21 protein-coding genes and 1 riboswitch are annotated in these 25,060 nt (G+C 43.8%); of the genes, 4 read left to right on the forward strand and 17 right to left on the reverse strand.

Annotated elements, in window-relative coordinates; all coding sequences use genetic code 11:
* Positions 1-225: 225 nt before the first annotated feature.
* A complete protein-coding gene (locus BXO88_RS01785) occupies positions 226-768 on the reverse strand; it encodes an NADH peroxidase (protein WP_078036070.1) in 543 nt (180 codons plus the stop codon).
* A 64-nt stretch (positions 769-832) separates the two neighbouring features.
* On the reverse strand, positions 833-1,225 hold the full coding sequence (locus BXO88_RS01790; protein WP_078036071.1) for a Fur family transcriptional regulator: 393 nt from the start codon (positions 1,223-1,225) through the stop codon (positions 833-835).
* A 302-nt stretch (positions 1,226-1,527) separates the two neighbouring features.
* On the opposite strand from BXO88_RS01790, the gene rfbC reads away from it, so the two are divergent.
* Together rfbC and BXO88_RS01800 are read left to right on the forward strand one after the other, a co-directional pair.
* Positions 1,528-2,133, forward strand: a complete 606-nt coding sequence (rfbC, locus tag BXO88_RS01795) for a dTDP-4-dehydrorhamnose 3,5-epimerase (RefSeq protein ID WP_078036072.1) — start codon at positions 1,528-1,530, stop codon at positions 2,131-2,133.
* Between the two features lie 64 nt (positions 2,134-2,197).
* Positions 2,198-3,172, forward strand: a complete 975-nt coding sequence (locus tag BXO88_RS01800; protein WP_078036073.1) for an RluA family pseudouridine synthase — start codon at positions 2,198-2,200, stop codon at positions 3,170-3,172.
* 175 nt (positions 3,173-3,347) lie between these two features.
* On the opposite strand, the gene BXO88_RS01805 is transcribed toward BXO88_RS01800, so the two are convergent.
* From BXO88_RS01805 to BXO88_RS01820, 4 genes are all read right to left on the reverse strand, one after another.
* Positions 3,348-4,112, reverse strand: a complete 765-nt coding sequence (locus BXO88_RS01805; RefSeq protein WP_078036074.1) for an NAD-dependent protein deacylase — start codon at positions 4,110-4,112, stop codon at positions 3,348-3,350.
* 60 nt (positions 4,113-4,172) lie between these two features.
* The gene (locus BXO88_RS01810) at positions 4,173-4,823 is read right to left on the reverse strand and encodes a 5-formyltetrahydrofolate cyclo-ligase (protein WP_078036075.1); all 651 of its coding nucleotides are present in this window, start codon (positions 4,821-4,823) and stop codon (positions 4,173-4,175) included.
* A gap of 750 nt (positions 4,824-5,573) precedes the next feature.
* On the reverse strand, positions 5,574-6,806 hold the full coding sequence (pepT, locus tag BXO88_RS01815; protein WP_078036076.1) for a peptidase T: 1,233 nt from the start codon (positions 6,804-6,806) through the stop codon (positions 5,574-5,576).
* A 240-nt stretch (positions 6,807-7,046) separates the two neighbouring features.
* Positions 7,047-8,048, reverse strand: coding sequence for a homoserine O-succinyltransferase (locus BXO88_RS01820; protein ID WP_078036077.1), 1,002 nt, complete (start codon positions 8,046-8,048; stop codon positions 7,047-7,049).
* 284 nt (positions 8,049-8,332) lie between these two features.
* Positions 8,333-8,441: riboswitch (SAM riboswitch) on the forward strand.
* A gap of 152 nt (positions 8,442-8,593) precedes the next feature.
* Here BXO88_RS01820 and metK point away from each other — a divergent pair.
* Together metK and BXO88_RS01830 are read left to right on the forward strand one after the other, a co-directional pair.
* Positions 8,594-9,652 (forward strand): methionine adenosyltransferase, encoded by a 1,059-nt coding sequence (gene metK, locus BXO88_RS01825; RefSeq protein ID WP_078036078.1) that lies wholly within the window; start codon positions 8,594-8,596, stop codon positions 9,650-9,652.
* Between the two features lie 142 nt (positions 9,653-9,794).
* Positions 9,795-10,508, forward strand: a complete 714-nt coding sequence (locus BXO88_RS01830) for a hypothetical protein (protein ID WP_078036079.1) — start codon at positions 9,795-9,797, stop codon at positions 10,506-10,508.
* Between the two features lie 177 nt (positions 10,509-10,685).
* On the opposite strand, the gene tpiA is transcribed toward BXO88_RS01830, so the two are convergent.
* From tpiA to BXO88_RS01885, 11 genes are all read right to left on the reverse strand, one after another.
* Positions 10,686-11,435 carry a triose-phosphate isomerase gene (tpiA, locus tag BXO88_RS16785; protein WP_078036080.1) on the reverse strand — a complete coding sequence of 250 codons (750 nt, stop codon included), beginning with the start codon at positions 11,433-11,435 and terminating at the stop codon, positions 10,686-10,688.
* A 24-nt stretch (positions 11,436-11,459) separates the two neighbouring features.
* A complete protein-coding gene (locus tag BXO88_RS16790) occupies positions 11,460-12,680 on the reverse strand; it encodes a phosphoglycerate kinase (protein WP_078036081.1) in 1,221 nt (406 codons plus the stop codon).
* Positions 12,681-12,951: 271 nt separating this feature from the next.
* The gene (gene gap / locus BXO88_RS01845; protein WP_036607045.1) at positions 12,952-13,968 is read right to left on the reverse strand and encodes a type I glyceraldehyde-3-phosphate dehydrogenase; all 1,017 of its coding nucleotides are present in this window, start codon (positions 13,966-13,968) and stop codon (positions 12,952-12,954) included.
* Positions 13,969-14,396: 428 nt separating this feature from the next.
* Positions 14,397-16,088 carry a Na/Pi cotransporter family protein gene (locus tag BXO88_RS01850; protein ID WP_078036082.1) on the reverse strand — a complete coding sequence of 564 codons (1,692 nt, stop codon included), beginning with the start codon at positions 16,086-16,088 and terminating at the stop codon, positions 14,397-14,399.
* 311 nt (positions 16,089-16,399) lie between these two features.
* On the reverse strand, positions 16,400-17,203 hold the full coding sequence (locus BXO88_RS01855) for an N-acetylmuramoyl-L-alanine amidase family protein (protein WP_078036083.1): 804 nt from the start codon (positions 17,201-17,203) through the stop codon (positions 16,400-16,402).
* 249 nt (positions 17,204-17,452) lie between these two features.
* Positions 17,453-18,292, reverse strand: coding sequence for an undecaprenyl-diphosphate phosphatase (locus BXO88_RS01860; RefSeq protein WP_078036084.1), 840 nt, complete (start codon positions 18,290-18,292; stop codon positions 17,453-17,455).
* A 116-nt stretch (positions 18,293-18,408) separates the two neighbouring features.
* Positions 18,409-19,077, reverse strand: coding sequence for a uracil-DNA glycosylase (locus BXO88_RS01865; protein WP_078036221.1), 669 nt, complete (start codon positions 19,075-19,077; stop codon positions 18,409-18,411).
* Positions 19,077-19,784 carry a metallophosphoesterase family protein gene (locus BXO88_RS01870; RefSeq protein WP_078036085.1) on the reverse strand — a complete coding sequence of 236 codons (708 nt, stop codon included), beginning with the start codon at positions 19,782-19,784 and terminating at the stop codon, positions 19,077-19,079. The genes BXO88_RS01865 and BXO88_RS01870 overlap by 1 nt, the downstream gene beginning before the upstream one ends.
* Positions 19,759-21,723, reverse strand: a complete 1,965-nt coding sequence (locus BXO88_RS01875; RefSeq protein WP_078036086.1) for a BMP family ABC transporter substrate-binding protein — start codon at positions 21,721-21,723, stop codon at positions 19,759-19,761. Before BXO88_RS01875 ends, BXO88_RS01870 begins: the two co-directional genes overlap by 26 nt.
* 74 nt (positions 21,724-21,797) lie before the next feature.
* The gene (locus BXO88_RS01880) at positions 21,798-23,030 is read right to left on the reverse strand and encodes an N-acetylmuramoyl-L-alanine amidase family protein (protein WP_078036087.1); all 1,233 of its coding nucleotides are present in this window, start codon (positions 23,028-23,030) and stop codon (positions 21,798-21,800) included.
* 72 nt (positions 23,031-23,102) lie between these two features.
* Complete coding sequence (locus tag BXO88_RS01885; RefSeq protein WP_078036222.1) at positions 23,103-24,977, reverse strand: sugar phosphate nucleotidyltransferase; 1,875 nt, start codon at positions 24,975-24,977, stop codon at positions 23,103-23,105.
* Positions 24,978-25,060 lie beyond the last annotated feature (83 nt).

Consider the following 25,060-nt stretch of genomic DNA (forward strand, 5'->3'; position numbering starts at 1 on the left):
AACCCGATTCAGCTATTATAGCGAAGAAACATGCATTTTCATATATATTTTTGTCATTTTTAATCATTTTATATCAAACGTTTATCAATAGAATGAATTCGATATCAGAAGTCTTCTACTATCATAAATTAATAATAAAAAACGAGGGAAAAGATCTCTCCTTTCCCTCGTTTTACGAAGTCTATCAAACTGACTTGTGATCAACATACCAATGCCAGAAATGAATCAGCCGAAATATCTCTTAAGGAGACCTGCAAATGCCTTGCCGTGTCTCGCCTCGTCGCGAGCGATCTCATGAACTGTATCATGGATAGCATCGAGATTTAACTTCTTCGCTCTGGTTGCAATATCTACTCTGCCTGCTGTAGCACCGTTCTCAGCCTTCACACGAACTGTAAGGTTCTCCTTTGATGATGCGGAAACGCATTCTCCCAGAAGCTCTGCAAACTTTGCTGCATGATCAGCCTCTTCAAATGCTGCTGTCTTGAAGAATTCACCAATCTCAGGATAACCCTCACGGAACGCTGCTCTAGACATGGCAAGATACATACCAACCTCTGTACACTCACCCTCAAAGCAGGAACGAAGATCAGCCTTGATGTCTTCAGGAGCGTCGGATGCTACACCGATCACATGCTCTGCAGCCCATGTCATCTCACCAGTCTGCTCAACAAACTTAGATGCGGGAACTCCGCAAACCGGGCACTTCTCCGGTGGTGTGTCACCCTCATGAACGTATCCGCATACTGAACAAACCCATGTCTTCATACTTGAAATCTCCTTTTCTTTTTTTCACTCATAACGCATTTCGTCGTTAAAATCCGTCATCATTTCAGGCAGAATATTCACATGAATCGTTGCATCCATCACATATTCCATGAAATACCAGATCGTGTCCTGTGATCTTTCCGGAAATATATTTTGACGCAGCTTCATCCAGAGTCTCTGCCGCCTGCATAGGGACATCAAATACTTTACCGCAGCAATCGCACACAAAATGATAGTGCGGATTGATGTTCGGCTCGAATCGATCTGCCCCGGAAACGAAGGTGAGCCTCCTGATCACACCGTTCTGAGCAAGCAGCTTCAAATTACGATAAACTGTTGCAAGACTTATAGTTGGATCTTTTTCTCTCAGCTCCGAATAGATCACATCCGCTGAAGGATGATCGTGATGGAAACCAAGCTGTTCCTGAACCTCTTCTCTTTGCCTCGAATAATTCATCGATTAATTCTCCGTAAAAAATGATAACAATTATTAATTTATATCTACTGTAGACCTCATAACATGTTTAGTCAATAGATTTGAAATAAATTTTGTCAAATCTTTTTGTTTTTAGGAAGTTAGTTTCTTCTAACTCAAAATAGTCACTACACTTCACACAACTTACAAAGTTCTATTCCCACAAAATGCTCCTCTTTTTTATCAATTCCAACTCTGATATGGCATTTTTCAGCTTATCGTTCTATAATGATTCAGTCTGTTTGGCAGACACAGTTTGCACGTTTACGTTTTAAGGAGAAAATATGGGACAGATAAAAGTAACAAAGGCTCCTATCGAGGGTCTTTATGTTATCGAACCAACAGTTCACGGTGACAGCCGCGGATATTTCATGGAAACATATAATCAGAATGATATGCACGACGCAGGTCTTGATATGGTATTTGTTCAGGATAACCAGTCCATGTCTACAAAGGGTGTTCTTCGCGGACTTCACTTCCAGAAAGAGTTCCCACAGGGCAAGCTCGTTCGTGTCATCAAGGGTTCAGTCTATGATGTTGCTGTAGATCTTCGTCAGGGTTCAAAGACCTACGGTCAGTATTTCGGCGTTGAGCTTACAGAAGAGAACAAGAAGCAGTTCTATATTTCAGAGGGATTCGCACATGGTTTCCTCGTTCTTTCAGATGTTGCCGAGTTCTGCTATAAGGTAACAGATTTCTATCATCCGGGTGATGAGGGCGGCCTTGCATGGAACGATCCTGAGATCAACATCCAGTGGCCGGGTCTTACAGGTGAGTATAAGGGCAATGCTTCTGCCGAGGGATATGCGCTTTCAGACGGAACAGCTCTTAATCTCTCAGACAAGGATCAGAAGTGGCTCGGTCTCAAGGATACATTCCATTTTGAATAATTCCGATCAAATCGCAAAAAACTTTGCGTATCACCGACCATCCACGCTGGGATAACATTGATTTATGGCAAAAAATCTTAGAATCATCACATATAAGATTCCCGAAAGCTTCCGCGGCAAGACCGTGGAGGCTTTTCTTCGTTCCGAAGGCTTTTCAAAAAATGTGATCTGTCACCTGAGGAATACAGGCACAGATGTACTACCCGCAGACATTAACGGACTGCTTTTAAACGAAAAGAAGACCTGGCTCAGGCAGACTCTTTCTGAAGGGGACATTCTCCGCTGCAGCATTTTGGAAATAGAGGACAGCCCGAATGTGGCAGAATCCGAGATCCCTCTTTCCATAGTTTATGAGGATCAGGATCTGATGGTCATTAACAAGCCATCAGACATGCCTATTCATCCTTCCATAGGTCACCACGAGAACACTGTCGCCAACGCTTTATGCTGGTACACTCATCATAAGCTGGGCTTCGATACATACGTTAACCGGGTAATAAACCGTTTGGATAAAAACACCAGCGGACTTTTGATCTCAGCCAAAAATATGCTTTCAGCAGCGAAGCTGGGAGACATGGTGAGAGAACGTTCTATTCACAGAGAATATCTGGCGATCTGTCAGGGTGAGCCCGGAGACATCATTCCAAATCACCCCGCAGGAGCAGATGGGTTTGATTTTACTATAGATGCTCCGATTGCGAGAAAGGAAGAATCTGTGGTCGAGCGTATAGTTGACTACAAAAGAGGCGATGAAGCCATCACACATGTTAAGGTCATAGCATATGAACGTGAAAAGGACCTCTCTCTTCTTAGAATAAAGCTTGAGACCGGACGAACCCATCAGATCCGCGTCCACATGAGACATGTAGGGCATCCCCTTATCGGAGATTTTTTATATAACCCTGATTACAGATTCATGGAAAGGCAGGCTCTCCATTCATATAAGCTGAGCTTCAGGCATCCTATCACAGGAGCCCCCCTCAGCTTCACAGCACCACTGCCGGAGGATATGCAGCGATTGTTTCCTGGGTTCAGATGAATCTCGAACAACAAACGTCTAGAACAAAAAATCCACTTCTGATCACCTGCCAGCAGCCGGAAACCGACATAAATTCTTCAGGCGATAACTAAAAAAAGAGTATCTCTAATGAAATCATCAGAGAGATACTCTTTAACGACGCTTACATGTCTATTATTTATTTTTCAGTATAATTTCACAACTCCATCCCGCTCAATTCAGCCAGCCTCGTGAATACCTCTCCTATCTTGTCATTGATCACCAGCGTGTTCTGAGCGGGTCTCCTGAGAGTGAGCTCATCTCTGTTGATGATGACCAGATACTTTCCTTCAAAATAGTTGATGTAGGATGCCGCCGGATAGACCGTGAGAGATGTTCCTCCTATTATGAGCATGTCTGCCGAAGCTATGGCATTTACTGACTTTCTGACTTCCATCTCCGGAAGGCTTTCCTCATACAATGTTATGTCCGGACGAATGACTCCTCCACAGTCACAGTGAGGCACCGGTTCCCCGGAAGAAAAAATGTAATCAGTAGGATATTTCTTTCCGCAGCTCATGCAGTAATTTCTCAGAGCACTTCCATGGATCTCATATACCTCTTTACTTCCTGCCTTCTGATGGAGACCGTCTATGTTCTGCGTAACGACCGCCTTCAGCTTACCTGTTTTTTCAAGCGCGGCGAGATACTTGTGAGCATTATTCGGCTCGATGTCTCTGGTATCCATCTTCTGTCTGTGAAATTCAAAGTAAACCTCCGGTTCAAGCACGAGACAGCTATGACTCAGAAGATACTCAGGCTGGTACTTTTCAAACTGAACATCATGCTGGTTGTAAAGCCCATCCTTGCTTCGAAAATCAGGCACACCGCTCTCGGTGGATACTCCCGCCCCTCCGAAAAAGACAATATTATGAGATTTGTCTATCATTTCTTTTAATTCCAACACCTTTTTCTCGTCCATTTTTCCCTCCCTGTAAAAGCGGTTTTCATTCGTCATACAGATATCTCTGAACAGCTCGCATCAAAATTTAAAAAGTCCCTTAATCAGGCTGAAGATACTGATGTTTCCGGCTTCCTTCATGGCCTCCTGAATCGAATCGTCACTCTGCGCCCTCGGATTATAGATCTTTTCTTCAGTAAATATCCTGTCCATCTTTATGTCATACTGATCCATGGGAACTCTATCGGAAAGCAGTTCCTCATAGCAAAGACAATACTTATACATGCTCTGCCCCTTGAGCCATCTGTCGTAAAATCCTGCTCCATGCCCCAGTCTGCCGCCCCATCTGTCTGCGGTAACGCATGGTACCACTGCCAATGCTATCTTATATCCGTCGATGACAGGAAGTCCCTGCTTTGGCTCCGGTATGCCCATGGTGCCTGTCTGAAGATCGTCCCAGCTACTGATCTGTACCGCCTCCATCCTGCCGCCTTCAACAGATACACATCTCGGAACCGTGACCGTCTTTCCCATCTGCCATGCAGTTTCTATGATGGTCCTGGTATCAGGTTCATTTGCCATACTCACATAGCAGAAAATAGAATCCACCTGCTGAAATACCGGATAAAGCAGAAATCGTGTGGCTATGCCTGCATTGGCACGAGCTCTGTAGTCTTCTGTCAATGTTTTATTCTTTTCGCGGATAATCTTCCGCAGTTCTTTCTTTTCCATAATGGTATTATACCCCTTCTTTGCAGTATACGTCAGCCGGTTTTCCGATGTCCAAAAGTAAATACGACGGTTTCACCAACTTATTTACCCTGAAACATTTATAAAATGGCATATGACATAATTTTTATTAATTATTAATTATTTATTTCAAATAAAAATGATTTCTTACGTTTTTGATATTCACAAAGACTAACCCCAATGCTACTATAGATTCATAAGATAAACATAGTTAACTACATCATCTGACGAGAAAGGATGATAGAGTTAGCCCACAAACGATTATGATCGGTCGTGATCAAACATAATCGTAAAACTATATCGTAGAAAGCTGAGGTATGAAAATTATGACACCAGCACAGTTACTCGATGATATCTTGATTTCAGGCAGGTAATATAGAAAAATCGATAACAGCACTTCAAGTGGTCATGTTATTCAACTGAGGAGTGTTTCTCCAATCATTTAACCTTCCTGAATTTCAGATGTCATCAGGATACGATGTATTTAAGTATTAAGAATTAAATCTTAGATATCTATTTTTTTATAATTTCCAAGGTATATAAGTCTTGCGTAGCACAAAGCTTCGCCACGCAGCGTTTATGCCTAATACAGAGAAGGGAGATTACCCCGTTGTATTAGATAGTTTGAAAATAGAATATAGATTAGAAACTGTAGAAAATTCAAATACTTAGAAAAGGACCCTGAGGTAGGGTCCTTTGTTTTTTGCGATAAAGCCATCAAATCGATAAGGCTTATTTCACCATATCTGCAGCAAGATTGATGAGCACCTCAACCATCTTTCTCATAGAATTGATATTCAGATACTCATAGATTCCGTGATAATTCTCTCCGCCTGTTGAAAGATTAGGGCATGGAAGGCCCTTGAAACTCAGCTGTGCTCCGTCAGTTCCTCCTCTGATAGGTACAGTCACCGGAGTGACACCCGCCTTAACAAAGGCTTCCTTTGCCGCATCGATAAGATACATATTCTCAGGGTCTATCTTCTCTCTCATGTTGTAGTACTGATCCCTGAGTGTTACCTCTACATGTGCTTCTGTGTTCCCGTATTTCTCATTGAGCTTTTCAGCTGCCGCCTCGAAGATCTTCTTTCTTTCCTCGAATCTGTCTCTGTCATGATCACGGATGATATAGCTCATTTCTGTACAAGCCTCATCCCCGCTGATCCCTGTAAGATGGAAGAATCCCTCATAACCCTCTGTATTTGAAGGACGTTCGTCAGGAAGAAGAGCATTAAACTCCATGGCAACAAGTGCAGCATTCACCATTTTTCCCTTGGCGTCTCCGGGATGAACATTTACACCTGTGATGCTGACCTTTCCGGATGCAGCATTGAAATTCTCATACTCGATCTCACCGAGTGTTCCGCCGTCTACAGTATACGCAACATCGGCTCCGAAATCCGCAACATCAAAGAAGCATGGTCCCTCTCCGATCTCTTCATCAGGTGTAAAACCGATCATGATATCTCCATGCTTTACCTCCGGATGACTGAGAAGGTACTCGGCCATAGCCATTATTTCCGCTACACCGGCCTTATCGTCAGCACCAAGAAGAGTTGTTCCGTCAGTCACCAGAAGGTCAGAGCCTATCATAGAATCAAGCTTCGGGAAAGTCTTCGGTGAAAGAACTATGTGCTTCTCCTCATTTAATACTATTTCCCCGCCCTGATAATTCTTTATTTCTCTTGGTGATACACCTGCATCACTGGCAGAAGGTGAGGTATCCATATGTGCGATAAATCCAAGCTTAGGCGCCTTTTCTCCATCTCTGAGATTAGACGGTATATGCCCAAACACATAGCAATACTTACTGAGTCTTACATTCTGAACACCCATCTCATTTAACTGCTTCTCCAGTATCCTTGCAAGATCAAACTGCTTTTCTGTTGAAGGATGTGTACCGCTCGTCTCACTTGACTGTGTATCAACCTTTGCATATTCCAAAAATCTCTCTAAAACATCCATAATTCTCTCCTAACCATGTTGCAAAAATTTCCGTTCCTTTGATTCAGGAACTTTTTAACTCATACTTCTATATGTCTTTACACGATAGTCCAATATTCCCACTGCCATATCATCTAAAAAATAGTGATGAAAGAAATACATGATTTCTTTCATCACCAAAAAGTCACTATAATAAACCTTCATCCTGCTCTGACTCTGTTTCGTCCAATGTCTATGACCTTCTACAAACAGTTACACATATCAGCTCTTTTTAAAAGAAAGTGTGGTATCTCTCTCCAGGAAATGGTTTCCATCCTTTACATAACTGTCATACCACACCGGCTTAAGATCCCTAAGATCATAAGGTGTTTCCTGATATACGAAGTTAAGCCAGTTTGTATATGTACAGTTTGATGTGGATCTCCAGCTGAGTATAGGCTCCTTTTCCGGGTCGTCATCAGTGTAGTAATTTACGGGAATATCCGGATTCAGACCTTTAGCCAAATCCCTCTTATATTCTTTATCCAGATCATACTTATCATACTCTGAATGACCGGTAATGAATATCTGTCTGCTTGAGCAAGCCAGAATCATGTACGAACCGCCTTCTGCAGGATCAACGGATTCAGCCACGACATAAAGCTCGGGATTACTGCGAACAGCCCGCTCATCTATACCCGTATATCTGGATACAGGCACATAAAAGAAATCGTCCATTCCTCTCATGATCATCTTTTTTCTATGAAGCACCTTATGACGATATACACCTGACAGCTTCTTCGGAAGCATGACCTTCCTGATACCATAGTGATAGTAAAGTCCCGCCTGAGCTCCCCAGCAGATATGGAATGTTGAGAACACATGAGTCTCGGACCATTTCATGATCTCCGTCAGCTCATTCCAGTACTCCACTTCCTCAAAAGGCATCTTCTCCACAGGCGCACCTGTGATGATGAGTCCGTCAAAAAGCTCATCTTCTATCTGATCCAGGGTCACATAAAATTTATTAAGATGTGATGCATTGGTATGGGTGGACTCATGAGTGGCCACCTTCATCAATGTGATCTCTGTCTGAATAGGAAAATTTGACAGAACTCTAAGTATATCAAGCTCCGTGTCCTCCTTGAGAGGCATAAGATTGAGTATACATATGCGTAAAGGACGAATCTCCTGTGACTGGGCACGCTGCTCGTCCATCACGAAAATGTTTTCAGTCTCCAATATGTGTTTTGCCGGTAAATCATTCTGTACTTTAATTGGCATATGAACATCTCCTTTAACCGGGAAAATCCCTTGATCTTTGTACTGTTCTAACCTGTACAAATGCTATCCTTACCCGATAAAACCTGAGAAGATAGACAATTAAACTTAGTATACATTAAAAAAATAAGAAATTAAACATCATTAGTTCCATAAGTCCTCTTATATAGGATGATTTTTCTGCCGAAAATAATCAGTAAGAGATGTATTTTACACAATTAGATGGTAATGTATATATCATAGGTTGACATTCAGCTTATATCTGTTACAATAGCCATCGAATTGAATACTTATTCAGAGTCGGTGGAGCTACATAGGAGCTATGAAACCGCAGCAACCCCGTAAAAACGGAAGGTGCTAACCTGAGCGAACTAATTTTGTTTCGAACAATAAGAGGATGCTTGTTACAGCCGGTCGATTGTTCGACGGGCTTTTTCTTTTGTCTAAGGAGCTTTACATCGCATCTTTTGATTCGTTTGTTTTGCATCCCGTCATCCATATTTCTTTTTCGAAACGTCAGGGCGCTATGCGCCAGAAAGGATTTTTATATGTTATTTTCATCAGAGCAGGTATCTAACGGACACCCTGATAAGATCTGTGACCAGATTTCAGATGCTATCGTTACAGATATTCTTCAGCATGATAAGGCAGGACGAATTGCTGCCGAAACAACAATTAAGGATTATGAGATCACTATTCTCGGAGAAGTTACAACAAACTATGATCCTGATTACGAGACATTAACTCGTGATGTTCTCAAGAAGATCGGACTCACAGATGTAGATAAGTACAACATCCGCCTTCTTATTTCCAAGCAGTCACCTGATATCGCAATGGGCGTAGATAATGACGGTGCCGGAGATCAGGGTATGATGTTCGGATATGCAACAAACGAAACAGAAGAGCTTCTTCCTATCCCTTATGTTCTTTCCAACAGAGCTCTTCTCAAGCTCAGAGAGTTCAACATCAAGGATGGCTTCAAGCAGCTTCGTCCGGATGCCAAGGCACAGGTATCCTTCGACTACGACACACACCGTATCGATACCTTCCTTATTTCCACACAGCATGCAGAAGAGACTTCTCTTGACAAGGTTCGCGAGATCGTTTCCGCCATCATGAAGGAGACAGCCGAGGAGCTTTCACTCAATACTGACTTCAGAGTTCTCGTAAATCCTACAGGACGTTTTGTTATGGGTTCATCCTTTGCGGATTCAGGTCTTACAGGACGTAAGATCATTGCCGACACCTACGGCGGAGCAGCTCACCACGGCGGCGGAGCTTTCTCAGGAAAGGATCCAAGTAAGGTTGACCGCTCAGCAGCATATATGGCACGTAAGATAGCAAGAGATATCGTAAAGGCAGGAAAGGCTGACCGTTGCGAAGTTCAGCTTGCATACGCTATCGGTGTGGCAGAGCCTGTTTCTGTTTACGTTGACTGCTTCGGCACAGAGAAGGAAGACCGCAACAAGATCTGGGATGAGATCAAGCATGATTATGATCTCACACCAAAGGGAATCATCTCTTCCCTCAAGCTTAGAGATGTAGATTACAATCTCGTTTCAAGCTACGGTCACTTCGGTAAGTCAGAGCTTCCATGGGAGCAGTGATTTGACACTTTCTCATCATTAGATTAAATTAGATGCAGCTGCTTCGGCGGCTGCATTTTCTGTTATATCGTATTATACCGGATATCAGTGTCCGAAATATTCCGACACTGATATCACATTTTCCTCCCGGAGGTAAAAACAGTTGAGTAATCCTTCAGCAAATTCAAAAAAATATACATTATGGTATGATTGGCTGACCTATGACCTTATTTTCGGAATAGCACTTCAGATCGGCATTTTATTGATTTCTGTATTTGTATGGCATATGCGCTTCCCAAAGCTGACCTTTGAAAAAGCCGCTGTGTTGAATATGCTGTATCTCACTCTGTTCCTGCCCTTCTTTGTGGGTGTACTGGGACTGTGGGCAAGGACAAGTGATCTGCCGGTATGGGCAAAGTTCTTTACTTCTGTCTCGCTTCCTGTACTGATACTCGGGATCATATCCGCAACAGTTTTATGTATTGTGCCTCCCTACTGTTCCAGCACCACAAATCCTGGGCACTATATGTCAGTGGATAATGATGTAGATCAGAAAAGCTTCGACATATGCACGGAGCTTTTCCCTGACTATATAGCATCAGACTCTCAGAACACCTCATACCGCTACTACAAGTACAGCAGTATCCTTGAAAATGACTTTCATCTCAGTCTCGGCGAAACTATTTCTGAAGACAGTTTCAAGGAGGAAAGCGACCGTATCCTTTCCCTCGATATCTTAAAGGATGCCTCCATTTCATCTTCAAAGGATATCACCCTCATCGACACCACATTAAACGGAGATCTGATTATACACGTCACTCTCGACAACGCATATAACCGGATAATATATTCCGCCGGCTACAACAGACTGCACTGAACAGCATAATATTTTAAGTCTGAAAAAAAGCGCACTGTCATGAATGAATTTTACCGAGCACGGAGGACATCCCCGGCTTTATATCACGCAAAAGTTTTCCAGAAAGTAAAAGACCGGTCAGATTTTTCTGACCGGTCTTTTCAGGAAGATATTAATCAATCAGCTAAGCTGATGTGATCACTTATTGTAGTTTACGATGGTGCCGAAATCTGGCTTAAGTGAAGCACCACCGATAAGTCCGCCATCGATGTCGGGCTTGGATAAAAGCTCAGCGGCATTGCCTGCATTCATTGATCCGCCGTACTGGATGCGAACAGCCTCAGCAGTAGCTGCATCATACAGCTTTGCAATAAGATCACGGATAAGCTTACAAACTTCTTCTGCCTGATCTGAAGTAGCTGTCTCGCCTGTTCCGATAGCCCAGATAGGCTCGTATGCGATAACAAGCTCCTTAACCTGATCAGCGGTTACCCCGTCAAGATCCCATGTGATCTGTCTTTCGATCCACTCTTTGTAAGTACCTGCCTTACGAAGTGCTAATGACTCACCGCAGCAAAGGATAGGCTTAAGACCTGAAGCAAATGCCTTCTTAACCTTTGCATTGATAAGGATATCATTCTCACCAAAGATATCTCTTCTCTCGGAATGTCCGATGATGATGTATTCAACGCCTGCATCCTTAAGCATAGGAGCTGAAATCTCACCTGTGAAAGCACCCTTGTCTTCAATATAGAAGTTCTCGGCACCAACATGAACATTTGTGCCCTTAACAGCCTCAACTACAGGAATGATATCTATTGCAGGTACACAGTAAACCACGTCAACATCATCATTCTGTACCAGTGGCTTTAATGTCTCAACAAGCTTAACAGCCTCTGAAGGAACCATGTTCATCTTCCAGTTTCCGGCAATAATCTTCTTTCTCATATTAAGAAACCTCTTTTCATTAAATCAATTCTTATCATCAGCTGCAGCTACACCAGGAAGCTCCTTACCCTCAAGGAACTCAAGTGATGCTCCACCACCTGTTGAGATGTGTGACATCTTGTCGCCATATCCAAGCTGATTTACAGCAGCTGCAGAATCACCGCCACCGATGATAGTAGTAGCATCAGTATCTGCAAGTGCCTTGGCTACAGACTTTGTTCCTGCAGCAAGAGTAGGGTTCTCGAATACACCCATAGGTCCGTTCCATACTACTGTCTTAGCTGACTTAACAGCCTCTGCATAAAGCTCCTGAGTCTTAGGTCCGATATCCATACCCATTCTGTCAGCAGGAATCTTATCGATATCAACTACAACTGTATCGATCGGTCCATCGATAGGCTCCGGGAAATGATCTGTTGTTACAGCATCTACAGGAAGAAGGAGCTTCTTACCAAGCTTCTGTGCCTTCTCGATCATCTCCTTGCAGTAATCAAGCTTAGTCTCATCGCAAAGTGATGTACCGATCTCATAGCCCTGTGCTTTTGCAAATGTATATGCCATACCTCCACCGATGATAAGTGTATCGCACTTCTCAAGGAGATTTGAAATAACATTGAGCTTATCAGCAACCTTTGCACCGCCAAGGATAGCTACGAATGGACGTACAGGATTCTCTACAGCCTGACCAAGGAACTTGATCTCCTTCTGCATAAGGTATCCTACAGCATGAGGTCCGTTAAGGAACTGAGTAACACCTACATTTGAGCAGTGTGCTCTGTGAGCTGTACCGAATGCATCATTTACAAATACATCTGCGATAGACGCAAGATCCTTTGAGAAAGCCTCACCGTTCTTAGTCTCTTCTGCTCTGTAACGTGTATTCTCAAGGAGAATAACATCTCCATCCTTCATCTCAGCTACTGCGGCCTTAGCATTGGCACCAACCACCTCAGGATCTGCAGCAAACTTAACTTCCTGACCAAGAAGCTCTGAAAGTCTCTTCGCAACAGGCGCAAGTGTCTTTGAAGGCTTATCCTCTTCTGTCTTTACCTTGCCAAGGTGTGAGCAAAGGATAACCTTGCCGCCGTCAGCGATAAGCTTTTTGATTGTTGGAAGTGCAGCTACCAGTCTGTTCTCATCAGTGATCTTACCCTCCTTAAGAGGTACGTTAAAATCACATCTGCAAAGAACTCTCTTTCCTTTAACATCGATGTCATCGACTGTTAACTTGTTTAATCCTGCCATATGAATCTCCTTTTCGGGAGGCCCTTCCCTCCCTTATATTATTTTCACATTAAATTATAAAGAAATTTAACTTTTTTGTGTGTTTTTTCCTAAATCCAGTAGGGAAAAACCCTACTGGATTTCGCGTTGGCCGTCAAATGGTCAATCACGCTTTTGTGCAAGCACATCGCGTGCTTGCCCGCTTGACGGCCTTATCGCGAAAAAAAGAGGCCCAGGCCCATATAGGCCGGACCTCTTAAAAAGTCATGTTTTATTTATCTTCCAAGGATAATTACTTAAGAAGGCTTCCGAAGTGCTTGATAGTACGAACCATCTGGCTTGTGTATGAATTCTCGTTGTCATACCATGAAACAACCTGTACCTGTGTGGTTCCGTTGTCAAGAGGAAGAACCATTGTCTGGGTTGCATCAAATAATGAACCGAATCTCATTCCAACGATATCTGAAGAAACGATCTCGTCCTCGTTGTAACCGAAGCTCTCGTTGCTTGCTGCCTTCATAGCTGCATTGATCTGATCCTTTGTAACGTTTCCTTCAACTACTGCTGTAAGGATAGTTGTTGATCCTGTAGGAGTCGGAACACGCTGAGCAGCGCCGATAAGCTTTCCGTTAAGCTCAGGAATAACAAGTCCGATTGCCTTTGCTGCACCTGTTGAGTTAGGAACGATGTTGCATGCTGCTGCACGTGAACGTCTCTTGTCACCCTTTCTCTGAGGTCCGTCAAGTGTCATCTGATCGCCAGTGTAAGCATGAATTGTGCACATGATACCTGACTTGATAGTAGCAAGATCGTTAAGAGCCTTAGCCATAGGAGCTAAGCAGTTTGTTGTACAAGAAGCTGCAGAGATGATCTTGTCGTCCTTTGTAAGGTTCTGGTGGTTAACATTGTAAACGATAGTAGGAAGATCATTTCCTGCAGGAGCAGAAATGATAACGTGCTTAGCACCTGCATCGATGTGAGCCTGTGACTTATCCTTGCTTGTATAGAAACCTGTACACTCAAGAACAACGTCTACACCAAGCTGTCCCCAAGGAAGGTTCTTAGCGTCTGCTTCCTTGTAGATTGTGATCTTCTTTCCGTCAACAGTGATGGAATCCTCACCGAAAGAAACCTTATCACAGAGCTCGTAACGACCCTGTGTGCTGTCGTACTTAAGAAGATGTGCAAGCATCTCAGGGCTTGTAAGATCGTTGATTGCAACAATTTCAAATCCCTCTGCACCAAACATCTGTCTGAATGCAAGACGACCGATACGACCAAATCCATTAATAGCAACTTTTACTGCCATAGTAAATATCCTCCTGATATTTTCAAATGATATGTTAATTGGATGAAATTTCCATCAGCACAGCTATTGTATGTCATCAAATGTATTTTTGCAAGTGCAAAAAGCCAAATTTGTGAAATATTTCACACAAATTTTCGTGTTTTCGTAATTCTAACTTAAATTATCGTGGGTTTTTGATGTTTTTCCTATATTGTTAACATTGAGTCAATCAAAATTAATTTTTTCACAAACACCTTTTCTGTTATTATTTCGCATACAATCGCATTTGTCTTCAAGGATCCGTCTGCTGATCTTTCTTACCGCCTTACGATCTTCCAAATAAAAAAAGATACCGAAGCCTGATGGCTTCGATATCTTTTGAAATCACTATTGCATAAATTAGATAACTTATCGCAAGACCCATGAATGTCTGCTTTTAATATCATCCTTTATATCAACTGTTTAACATATCCGGCGATGTTATCTGCGTGATCCGAGATTCTCTCCAGATCACCGATTATATCCAGGAACACAACTCCCGCATCGGTTGTACACTCTCCCATGGACAGTCTCATCATATGATTCTGTCTCATTTCACGCTCCATGGCATCTACCTGATCCTCGGCCTTTGCCGTATCAACCATCTCATCGATGCTTCCGTCTTCAAAAGCATTGAGAGAAAGACTGAAGCTTTCCTGCGCCTTGGACGAAATACGGTCGAGATCTGCGAGACCGTAATCAGTGAACTCAGTCCTCTTATCATGGGCATACTTAGCCTTTTCAGCAATATTCTCTGCATGATCCCCTGCACGTTCTATGTCCGTAAGAGCATTTAACATGATTGTGACCTGAAGCTTCTGCTTGTCACTGAGGGAAAGCTTGTCAATCTTTATCAGATAGTCCGTAAGGAGATTTGTCATATGATCGATGATCTTCTCCCGGTCATAGACATTCTGTATCATATTCTCTCCATCATCGGTTATGGCATTGCATGCAGCGTTAATGTTTACCGCCACTACTCTTCCGAGATTCACCACCTCACTCTTTGCCGCCGCAAGAGCGATAGCCGGTGACTCAAGCATACGCTCATCAAGATGTCTTCTGAGTCGCTGAGCCTCCTGATTGAGCTTATCTTCAACAGTTTCATCTCCATCTTCCTTCTTCTCTTCAGGCACTATGGCACCGGAAAGATTAACCAGCAAGTCTCCAAGAGGGAAGAGAACCAGTGTACAGAGTGTATTGAAGATGGTATGAAATACTGATATCTCAACCGGTGATAGCTTTCCCATCATGAACTCAGGAACAAAGAAGGTTCCCATAAATATGATGGCTCCGAACAGCACCGCGCCTGAGACGTTGAACAAAAGATGGATAACTGCTGCCCTTCTTGCTGTTCTGGTGGTTCCAGCTGAGGAGATCATGGCAGTTATACAGGTTCCAATATTCTGTCCGAGGGTGATATAAAATCCGGATGCTCTTGGAACTGCCCCCGCAAGAGCAAGGGTCTGAAGTATGGAAACCGAAGCCGCTGAAGACTGGATGATGCCTGTAACCACGGCTCCCACGAGTATTCCGAGTATAGGATTTCCTCCGATAGCTCTGAAAGCCTGTGAGAAGATCGGCGAATCCGCATAGGGAGCAACCGCACCTGACATAAAACCGAGACCTATAAATATAAATCCCACACCTATACAGAAATCCCCAAGCAGATCATCCGTCCCTTTTTTACCGAACAATATACGGAAGGCACCGAAGCCGACCAGTACCGGCGCAAAGAAATCCGGTTTTAAAACCGTAAGCATATCGCTGGATATCTGGGTAAGCGATACCATCCAGGCTGTGATGGTGGTACCGATATTGGCACCCATGATGATACCTACAGCCTGTGACAGGTTCATGATGCCGGCATTTACGAAGCCTACTACCATGACTGTGGTGGCTGATGAGGACTGAATGAGGGCAGTGATTCCCGCACCCAGAATAACTGCCATAAAACGGTTGCCTGTAACCATATCAAGAAACTTTGACATACGTGATCCGGCAGCCTTTTGCATACCGTCGCTCATAACGGTCATGCCATAGAGAAACATCCCCAGTCCGCCGAACAGGCTAAAAATGCTCGATAAATGTTCTACTGTCATATAAACCTCTGCTTAATTCAAAAGTGTTTCATCGCAACAATCGGCGGGACCATATCATGTATTCATATGATTCCTGCCGTTTTCTGCCTCCTCAGTCCTGCATGTTATCCATCCTGAACAGGAAAGCAGGGCATTCAAATTATAACAGAGGGCATTTTTTCTGTAAACGACACGCCGTATTGTGTGTTTTTTTGAACTAAAAAGTCCATGGCATCACTGCCATGGACTTTGGTTCTTTTATAATGTCTTTTCAAACTATCCAGGAAATCAATCCGGTTTTCCTGTCAAAATCATATGATACCGATTTGATCTCAGGCAAAACCGTAGTATTTGTTTACTCCAAGGAGAAGTCCTGCTGCGAAGCTGTCACATGCTTCCTGAGAATGCTCTGTTGCCTTGTCCCCAAGCTCCACATCCACTGATGCGATGGTTGAGTATGCATTCTGAACAGTATCTGCATCTTTGCTTCCGCCTGAATATATCTTTATACCGCTTTCTCTGAGCCCCTCTATAAGATTCTCTCCCAGTCGCTCAGACTTCTTCCAGTAAGAGGCCACAGGTTCCATACCCTTAAGGGAGTCAGGCGCACTAAGATAAAATGCTCCTTTATCCTTGGAAGTGGAGTCAAAATGTATGGATATATGACAATCGGCCTTGTTGTTTGCGAGAACCGCTCTCGCCACATCATCAAGCTGCACATCTTCACCGGTCCTTATCATGAGCACATCGTATCCGTCTGCAAGAAGCCTGTCCGCAAAGCTCTCGGCAATCTGCAGATTTACAGCTGACTCTGATGCCTTATCTGAAAAGGTCATTCCATCCGGTACAGCAGCTTCGGTCGTTGTCCCGCTGTTATCCCTGGCAGAGCCGTCAGGATGGGCGAGCACCTTAACTGCTTCACCGCCCTGTGTTCCATGCCCCGCATCTACAGCGATAGTTATATCCTTCCTGTTTGCAGCATCGCTGGAATAGAGCACAGCTTTCCCTGTATTTATCTTTGAATTATCAGCATACTTCCAGTCAAGATTCAATCCTATCTCCGTGGAAGCGAGTGTTGTCATACTCATAATAAGCGACAGCGTCATGGCCGCAAGCGCAACTTTAAACCTCTTCATTTTTCCTCTCCCTCAGTTACATACAGCTTCCATGCTCTATGTTTATACCTCAAGCAGAATCTCAAAAGTGTCCGAATATACCCCCGATAACTCAAAAACAAACTCTAACCACACTCTGTTATCCAAACACTTATACTGTTGAAATCGACTATGATCTGCTTATTTATAAACCTGTATCGAGCATAGTTCAAAAAAAGAGGGACCGCAACCAACAATCGGTTACGTCCCTCTTAAGGATTTCTTACACCCTCAGGAAGCCGCAGAAACAGCGAACCAGATGAGAACTATCAGTCCAATCACTATACGGTAATATCCGAATATAACAAAGCTGTTCTTGCGGATATACTTCATCAGGAAATTGATGCAGTATATGCTGACTGCATAAGCAATGACCATTCCCAGCACCATATAGAACCATTGTACCCCATTAAATTCAGTGCCATGCTTAAGAAGCTTAAGAAAACTTGCCCCGAACATCACGGGTACTGAAAGGAAAAATGAGAATTCCGCAGCCGTTGTTCTGGAAACCCCCAGGATCATAGCTCCAATGATAGTTGAACCCGATCTCGAGGTTCCCGGTATAAGGGCGAGACATTGGAACAGACCTATGAAAAGAGCTGTTCTCATATCAAGCTCATTTAAATTGCGTACGGAAAAGTCTGTATGTTCATTTCTTTTCTCTACAAGTATGAAAATCACGCCATAAATGATCAGTGCCAGCGCCACAACAAAGCCATTATAGAGATAGGTATCCAGGAAATCATCCAAAAGAAGACCGAATACCGCAGCCGGAAGACATGCAACGATGATCTTTATCCATAACTCTACCTTTGAACCTATGAGAACGATGCCTCCGTTCTTCTTTCTGCGTCCAAAGGGCCAAAGCTGCTTAAAGAATGTAGTTACTACAGCCATGATGGCTCCAAGCTGTATAACGACCTCAAAGACCTCATAGTACTCAGCCGGCTGGCGAAGCCTGATTATGTCATTAACAAGTATCATATGCCCCGTTGATGAGACCGGAAGCCACTCAGTGAAGCCTTCCACAAGTCCAAACACAAGGACCTTTAAAATTTCAATAAAACTCATAATACACTCCTATTCCTAGAAGAAAACCATACTCGTACGATCAGCCGGAATACCTCAGGTCATACGGTCTTATAGTCCTCTTCGGTTTTCCATGATCCGAAACCGCTTTTCTTAACTTAAAGGTTCTCGATCTGCCAGTCAATAGGCTCTATGCCATGTTCCGTCAAAAATTCGTTAGTCCTTGAAAACGGCTTAGAACCGAAAAATCCGCGATAAGCACTTAAAGGGCTCGGGTGCGGCGCCTTTAGTATGAGATGCTTAGGATTTTTCAGCATGGATGCCTTCATCTGCGCCGGTCTTCCCCAAAGGATGAAAACAAGCGGTCGATCTACTTCATTAAGTACTTTTATGGCGGCATCCGTAAACTCTTCCCAGCCCATGCCTCTGTGACTGTTCGCCTGATGGGCTCTCACGGTAAGAACTGTATTCAGAAGCAGAACTCCCTGATCTGCCCACTTTTTCAGATAGCCGTTATTCGGAATATAGCATCCGAGATCACTGTTCAGTTCCTTATAAATATTCACAAGGGATGGTGGAATGTCTATCCCGGGCTTCACGGAAAAAGAGAGTCCATGAGCCTGCCCGGGCTCGTGATATGGATCCTGTCCAAGTATCACAGCCTTCACTCTGCTCAAAGGGGTGAACTCGAACGCATTGAATATATCCTCAGCCGGAGGATATATCTTCTCATTTCTGTACTCCTCGTTTACCCTGTCATACAGTTCCTTATAATACGTCTTGGCAAACTCAGGTTCAAGCGGTGTCTGCCAATCATTTGTTATCATCATCTTTCTTCTCCATAGCTGCCATGGTAAAGCTTTTGTCGCTTGCCCATGGACACATTTTTATATAGATCATAGAGGAAGGAGCCTGTCTTTCCCTCCTCGGGGTGATCACCTTTCTTCAGATCAATGCTGTATTTTCCGTAGGCGTTTATTATTGTGGTCCCGGAAGAATGGGTACGTACTCTTTCAAAATCGCCATAGGTCTTGTGCACATGCCCGTGAATCATATACTTCGGATGGTACTTTTCCAAAAGCTCATTGAAGCATTGGAATCCTCTGTGGGGAAGATCCTCCAGATCTCCGTAGCCCTTGGCCGGTGCATGTGTCAGGAGTATATCGAAACCGTTGTGGAGCTTTATACTGCCCCTCAGCCTGTCTATGCGCTTCTCCATCTCCCTTTCAGTGTACATATAGGCTCCATCCTTATACTTCATGGAGCCTCCCAGACCAAGTATACGAAGCCCGTGATAGTCAAAGATCCTGTCGTCGGCACAATCACATCCGAGGGGAGGATCTGTCACATAATTTGTATCATGATTACCGGGAACATAGATAACCGGTGCATGCCCCACTGTAACCAGGAATTCAAGATATCTGGAATTCAGATCACCTGCAGATATGATGAGGTCCACATCTTTAAGCTTCGAGTCATCATAGTAATCATATAGTGCTTTATCCTCTTCATCGGCCAACAGAAGAACCTTCATCCGCCTTCTCCCCTCTGTTCATCATAAATCCACTCATGCGCATCAGTTCTATGGAACGCTGGTCAAATGCCTCCATCGGTGGTATGGTTCCCAGTACGTTATCATTCAGCCAATGCATATTCACTATCTCTTCGCCTGTAAGTCTCGGCGCATCCGAATCCTTGATGATTCCTGTCTGACTGTACAGTTCACCGTCAAAAGGATTCAGTCTGTCCTCCATGACACCCTTTCTCAGTATCCTGAGCATCTTCTTTGTCGCATACCCGAGCTGTCTCGAAAGGATCACATCTATGACCCCTGACTTCATACCGAACCAGAAATTAAGAGCTTTATGATCTCTCGTCAGCATGGAACTTCCCCAGGTACCGCAAAGAATAGAGTCAATGATTATCTCATAGAACTTTCCCCAGTCAAAGATCGGCATGGCAATGTTTGAGACCACATCGCCGTCAGCCACCATGTAAACTCCGAATTCTCTGGATATACGCTTCGGAGGATTGATCTCCGGTCCTGAGATGGTCATTATATTTTCATCTCTCAGCTCCTGTTTCCAGTCACCATCCTTGAGTCCCGTCCACTTGAGATGGACCCTTGCATAAGGATTCACCATCTGGGCACCTATGGCAAAGGCATTGACATTGGCAAGGGTGCCGTACTGAGGGCAAAGCTCAGCATAGCCTATATCGTTTCCGTCAGTGACAGAAGCAGCCAGTGCCCCCATAAGATACTTTGCCTCATACATACGTCCATAATAGGTCCTTATGGTGTTGTAATTGGTATTGACCGAACAATTAAGTATGTATATATCAGGATGCTTTATCTGAGCCTTGACAGATGCCTCTATCATCATGGCCGTTGTAGTGAAGATGACATTGGCGCCTGTTTCGGAAGCTGCATCTATAGCCTCGGAAACAAGCTTCGGCGTCTCACAGTTTTCAAACTTTATGGTATCCAGGCGCTCACCGAATTTATCCTTGAGATACTGCCGTCCCAGCTCATGTGCATACGCCCAGCTAGAGGTCTCGGCACTCTTCTCGTAAACAAAGGCAACCTTAAGGGTGTCCCCCTTGAAGCCCTTGTCCTGAGTTGTGAAAATACTGAAGATGTTAGGCTTGTCCTGTTTTTCCAGAACTTCGGGGTCTTTCACCAGACTCACATCCAAAGCATTCTTTAAAAACTCGTTCCAGATCTGATCCAGATTACTTTCGATCTGAGCATTGGATACATCCTGAAGATTATACAGCCCGTAGATCGTGAGATAAAGCAGGAATGCATCGCCTCTTGTAACTTCCAGACGATTTCCTCCCTTTCGGTCGAAAACATCCGAAAATCTGTCAAAGGCCGACTTTACATTCTTCCTCATATCCATGTCCCAGGGCCTGGACATAGGAAGCCCCAGAACATCACAAAGCTTCTGATATCGTCCTTCCTCGGAAAAACGAATTCCGTAGAAGCCCGCCGCCTTAAAGAACTCCACGAACTCATAATATATATTGTTCTCTTTCGTTCCGTTTCTTTCAGGAAGCAGTCTTATGACATCCGCAACTATGGACACGGCACCATTGAATTTGGAAACGGATACTCTTTTATTTCCTTCCTGCACATAAAAACGGTTCATGTATTCATAAACCAGTATCGGATCCCTTATTCCCTGATTGACGGCAGCATCATAAAGGATTCCCCATTTCAGCGCAAACTCGGTCTTCGCACTGAGAATAGGCATAAAATTGGTGGCAAATGACTCCTGTCTGCCTCTGGTCTTCGTTCCGGCTATGGCTGAAATAGGTATCTCCATAAGCCCCATATGATTCTCTGCAGAGATAGAGCCTTGTGAAATTATATCATCAAGCGCCGTAAGATAAGGGTAACGTCCCGATGCCACATCCTTACGGTACTGCCCGTCGCCAAGATGCTTGGCCTTTACATAATCATCTAACATTTTTATTATCCACACATAAGAACGGGACCAGACTTTCTGCCTGATCCCGAATTTGTAATCACGTTCCTAAAGTATCACTTTGGTCCCACTGTAAGTCCCTCATTAAGAGACGGAGTGCTGCTGGTATATACCGAGCTCTGTGTTGAGCTGTTATTTGTACTTACATTAACAGGTGCCGTAGAGCTTGCGATAACACTATTACCGGAGGATGTACTGCCTGATGAAGTTATCACATTCCCCGTAGAAGATGCAGGACCTCCTGTCACTGTTCCGGATGCCTGCGCAGTTGTGGTACCTGAGCTTGTGTTTGTAGTAACTGTAGTTGTAGTGGTAGTTACTGTAGTGCTGCCGTTACTGCTTGTATTGGTAGCACTGGTTGAACTCGAAGAGCCCGGAGACGATATGGTGTCTGAAGACGAAGTCTGTGTACTTCCTGTAGTGGCATGAGTAACTGTTATCCCGCTGACATTGCTCGTACATGCTCCATCGTTGTTGAAGCTGTACTCTGTATTGTCTATGGTGAGAGTCTTGCCCTTCGCCATCTTGCCGCTTTCCTTGTCAAGATAGTAGTAGGAGCCGTTATACTCAAGCCATCCTGTGACCATCTTGCCGTTCTGGGCAAAATAGTAATAATTATTGTCTATGGACTTCCAGCCCTGAGCCATCTTTCCATTCTCAGAATCAAGATAATACTTATTTCCGGAAGTATCTGTCTTCCAGCCTGTCTGCATAACTCCCTTGTTATTGAGATAATAATATGCGCCGTTGTTGGAATACCAGCCGGTCTGCATGACTCCGTTTGACTCGAAGCGATACCACTTTCCGTCTATCTTTGCCCAGGAATCCATGATAAGTGTTCCGTCACCCGGCTGGAAATAATACCACTTATCGTTAAGCTGTACCCAACCTGTACTCATAGCTCCGTCAGCCTTCAGATAATACCACTTCGTGTTGTCGTTCTCAGTGAGCTTCAACCATCCGGTCTGCATAACGCCGTCATCCTTCAGATAATACCACTTATCATCTATCTGTCTCCAGCCTGTAGCCATGAGACCATTGTTTCTGAAGTAGTGCCAGTTGTCATTGATCTTCTTCCAACCGGTCACCATATAACTGTCGCTTCCGATATAATAATATCCCGATGAAGTATGTATCCACTTATTATGTATCTTCTCATTGGTTGAGTCGTCAACATAGTAATACTTACCGTCCTTCTGGCCCCAACCTGCAAATACAGCCGGCGCTATCGCCGTACATCCAATGGCAAGACTCAGACCAACGACACTCAGTTTAGCTTTCATATTCATAATCACAAGTCCTCCGCTAATTATCTAGATAAATATTAACACGCTGAATGTCGCACGTTCTTATCTTTTACATTAAATTTTTTCTAATTTTCGTAATATTTTATAGGAATCCTTGAAATACCTGTACATTTTTAATGTATAGTCTCCGAAAGATTCTCCAAGAGCCATTTTATACACTCCCCACAGAGACCAAAGAAGACCTCCTATTCCCATGTAGGCTGTAACTATAGCATAGGCATCGTCTTCACTCAGTCCCCTCATGGCTATGCCTCCATCATCACATACACCGGAGGAGACTTCGGCATAAACCCTGATAAGCTCTTTCACTTCATCAAAGCTCATATAGGAGTATATGGCAGCCATGGCGAGATCAACCAGCGGGTCTGCCATTCCCGCATATTCCCAGTCGATCATTTTAAGCCCTTCATCCGTAAAGATAAAGTTATCCTTAACAGAATCTATATGTGCTATGGTATGAGGTCTGTTAAGTGAAGAAACCCAATCCAGTACCTCTGATACCTCCATCCTTACCAGCGGGTAATCCTCAAACGGAATCTGGGCATTGACATCCTTTATATCCTTCTCATATCCCATAAGCTCTTTTCGGAAATCAAACTCGTGATCCAGCTTAAGCCCGGAATTGTGGAGCCTTTTCAGAAGTGACATACATGCCGAAAGCTCCTCCTGCTTTCCATAGTCAGCATTTCTTGCCCCATTATAGTATCTGGAGATCTTATAGCCGTTTTCAGCATTGAAATACATAAGCTCCTCGGTTATTCCAAGTCCTGTAACAGCCTTATATACATCTCCCTCCTGCTTTCTGTTTATGAGCTTTTCAGTACCGGGTCCCGGAATTCGGCAGATATATGCCTTTCCTCTGTACTGCTCCGGAGAATCCGCAGAATCGGAAACAGAGAAATACCATGACTTATTGGTCATGCCAGCCTTGAGGCATCTGATGTTAACTATCTCAGACTCAGGAATTCCGAAGACTCCTGACACAAGCTGCATAGCCTTAGAGCCGGAATCATTGACATACTTTTCATCAAAGCGTCGAAGCTCCTCCAGATTTTCGAACTCATAGACCTCTCCATCCGGGCGCTTATTCACATACATCTCAGGGAGATTTCTCAGATTTCTGATAAGCACATCCTCCCAGTAGAACTGCTCAGTTCCCGGCATCTTATAGTAAGCCTCTATAAGAGGCAGAAATTTCTCTGAGAACTCTCTTGTGAAATATACCGGACCGTACATGCACCATTTGTCAGTGCCTCCTACAGAAACACTCTTAATGGCACCGTTCTTGGCTGTTTCCATAGCCCACTCTCTTGTCTCCCCCTTCATGAAGGTGGCGGCATACCAGTTATCTGCTTCATAGGTATGATAAATATTATCTCTCATCCAGTTGTCCGAGGACAGGATGTAGCAATTCTTCCCCTTGAGAAAAGACCTGGCATGATGCATCGTAGCAAGAGTATTCTTTTCTGCAAATTCAGGATTATAAATTAGCTTCACATCGTACTTATCGATGAGATAATCGAACTTCTCCTTGAGATATCCCACCATGATGGTGATGTCCTTTATCCCCACCTCATGAAGCTGCCTTATCTGTCTCTCGATCATTCGCTCTCCGAAAACCTCCAGAAGTCCCTTCGGAGTCTCATAGGTAAGGGGAACGAATCTTGATCCGAAACCCGAAGCAAGTATAAGGGCTCCGTCCACACGGTACCTTTCAAGAAGTCTTCTTCCCTTCTCAGTCATCTCATATGACACATTACGTCCGCGCCCTTCGGCATTGTCAAGCTTTACAAGATAGCCTTCAGAAACTGTATCGGCTATCAACCTATTGGTCTTTCCCAGGGATACTCCCAGCTGAAGAGCTATATCCCTCTGGGTACTTTCTTTGTTTTCATGAAGTGTACGTAAAATAACAATTGATTCTTTCATCATATCCTTACCATCCACAGATCATTTATCCCCAAAATAATTCAAAGGAGATCTTTACTTGCTTTTATGTTCACATTTTAAAT

Origin of the sequence: Oribacterium sp. C9, from assembly GCF_002007235.1 — a bacterium.
GTDB lineage: Bacteria > Bacillota > Clostridia > Lachnospirales > Lachnospiraceae > Oribacterium.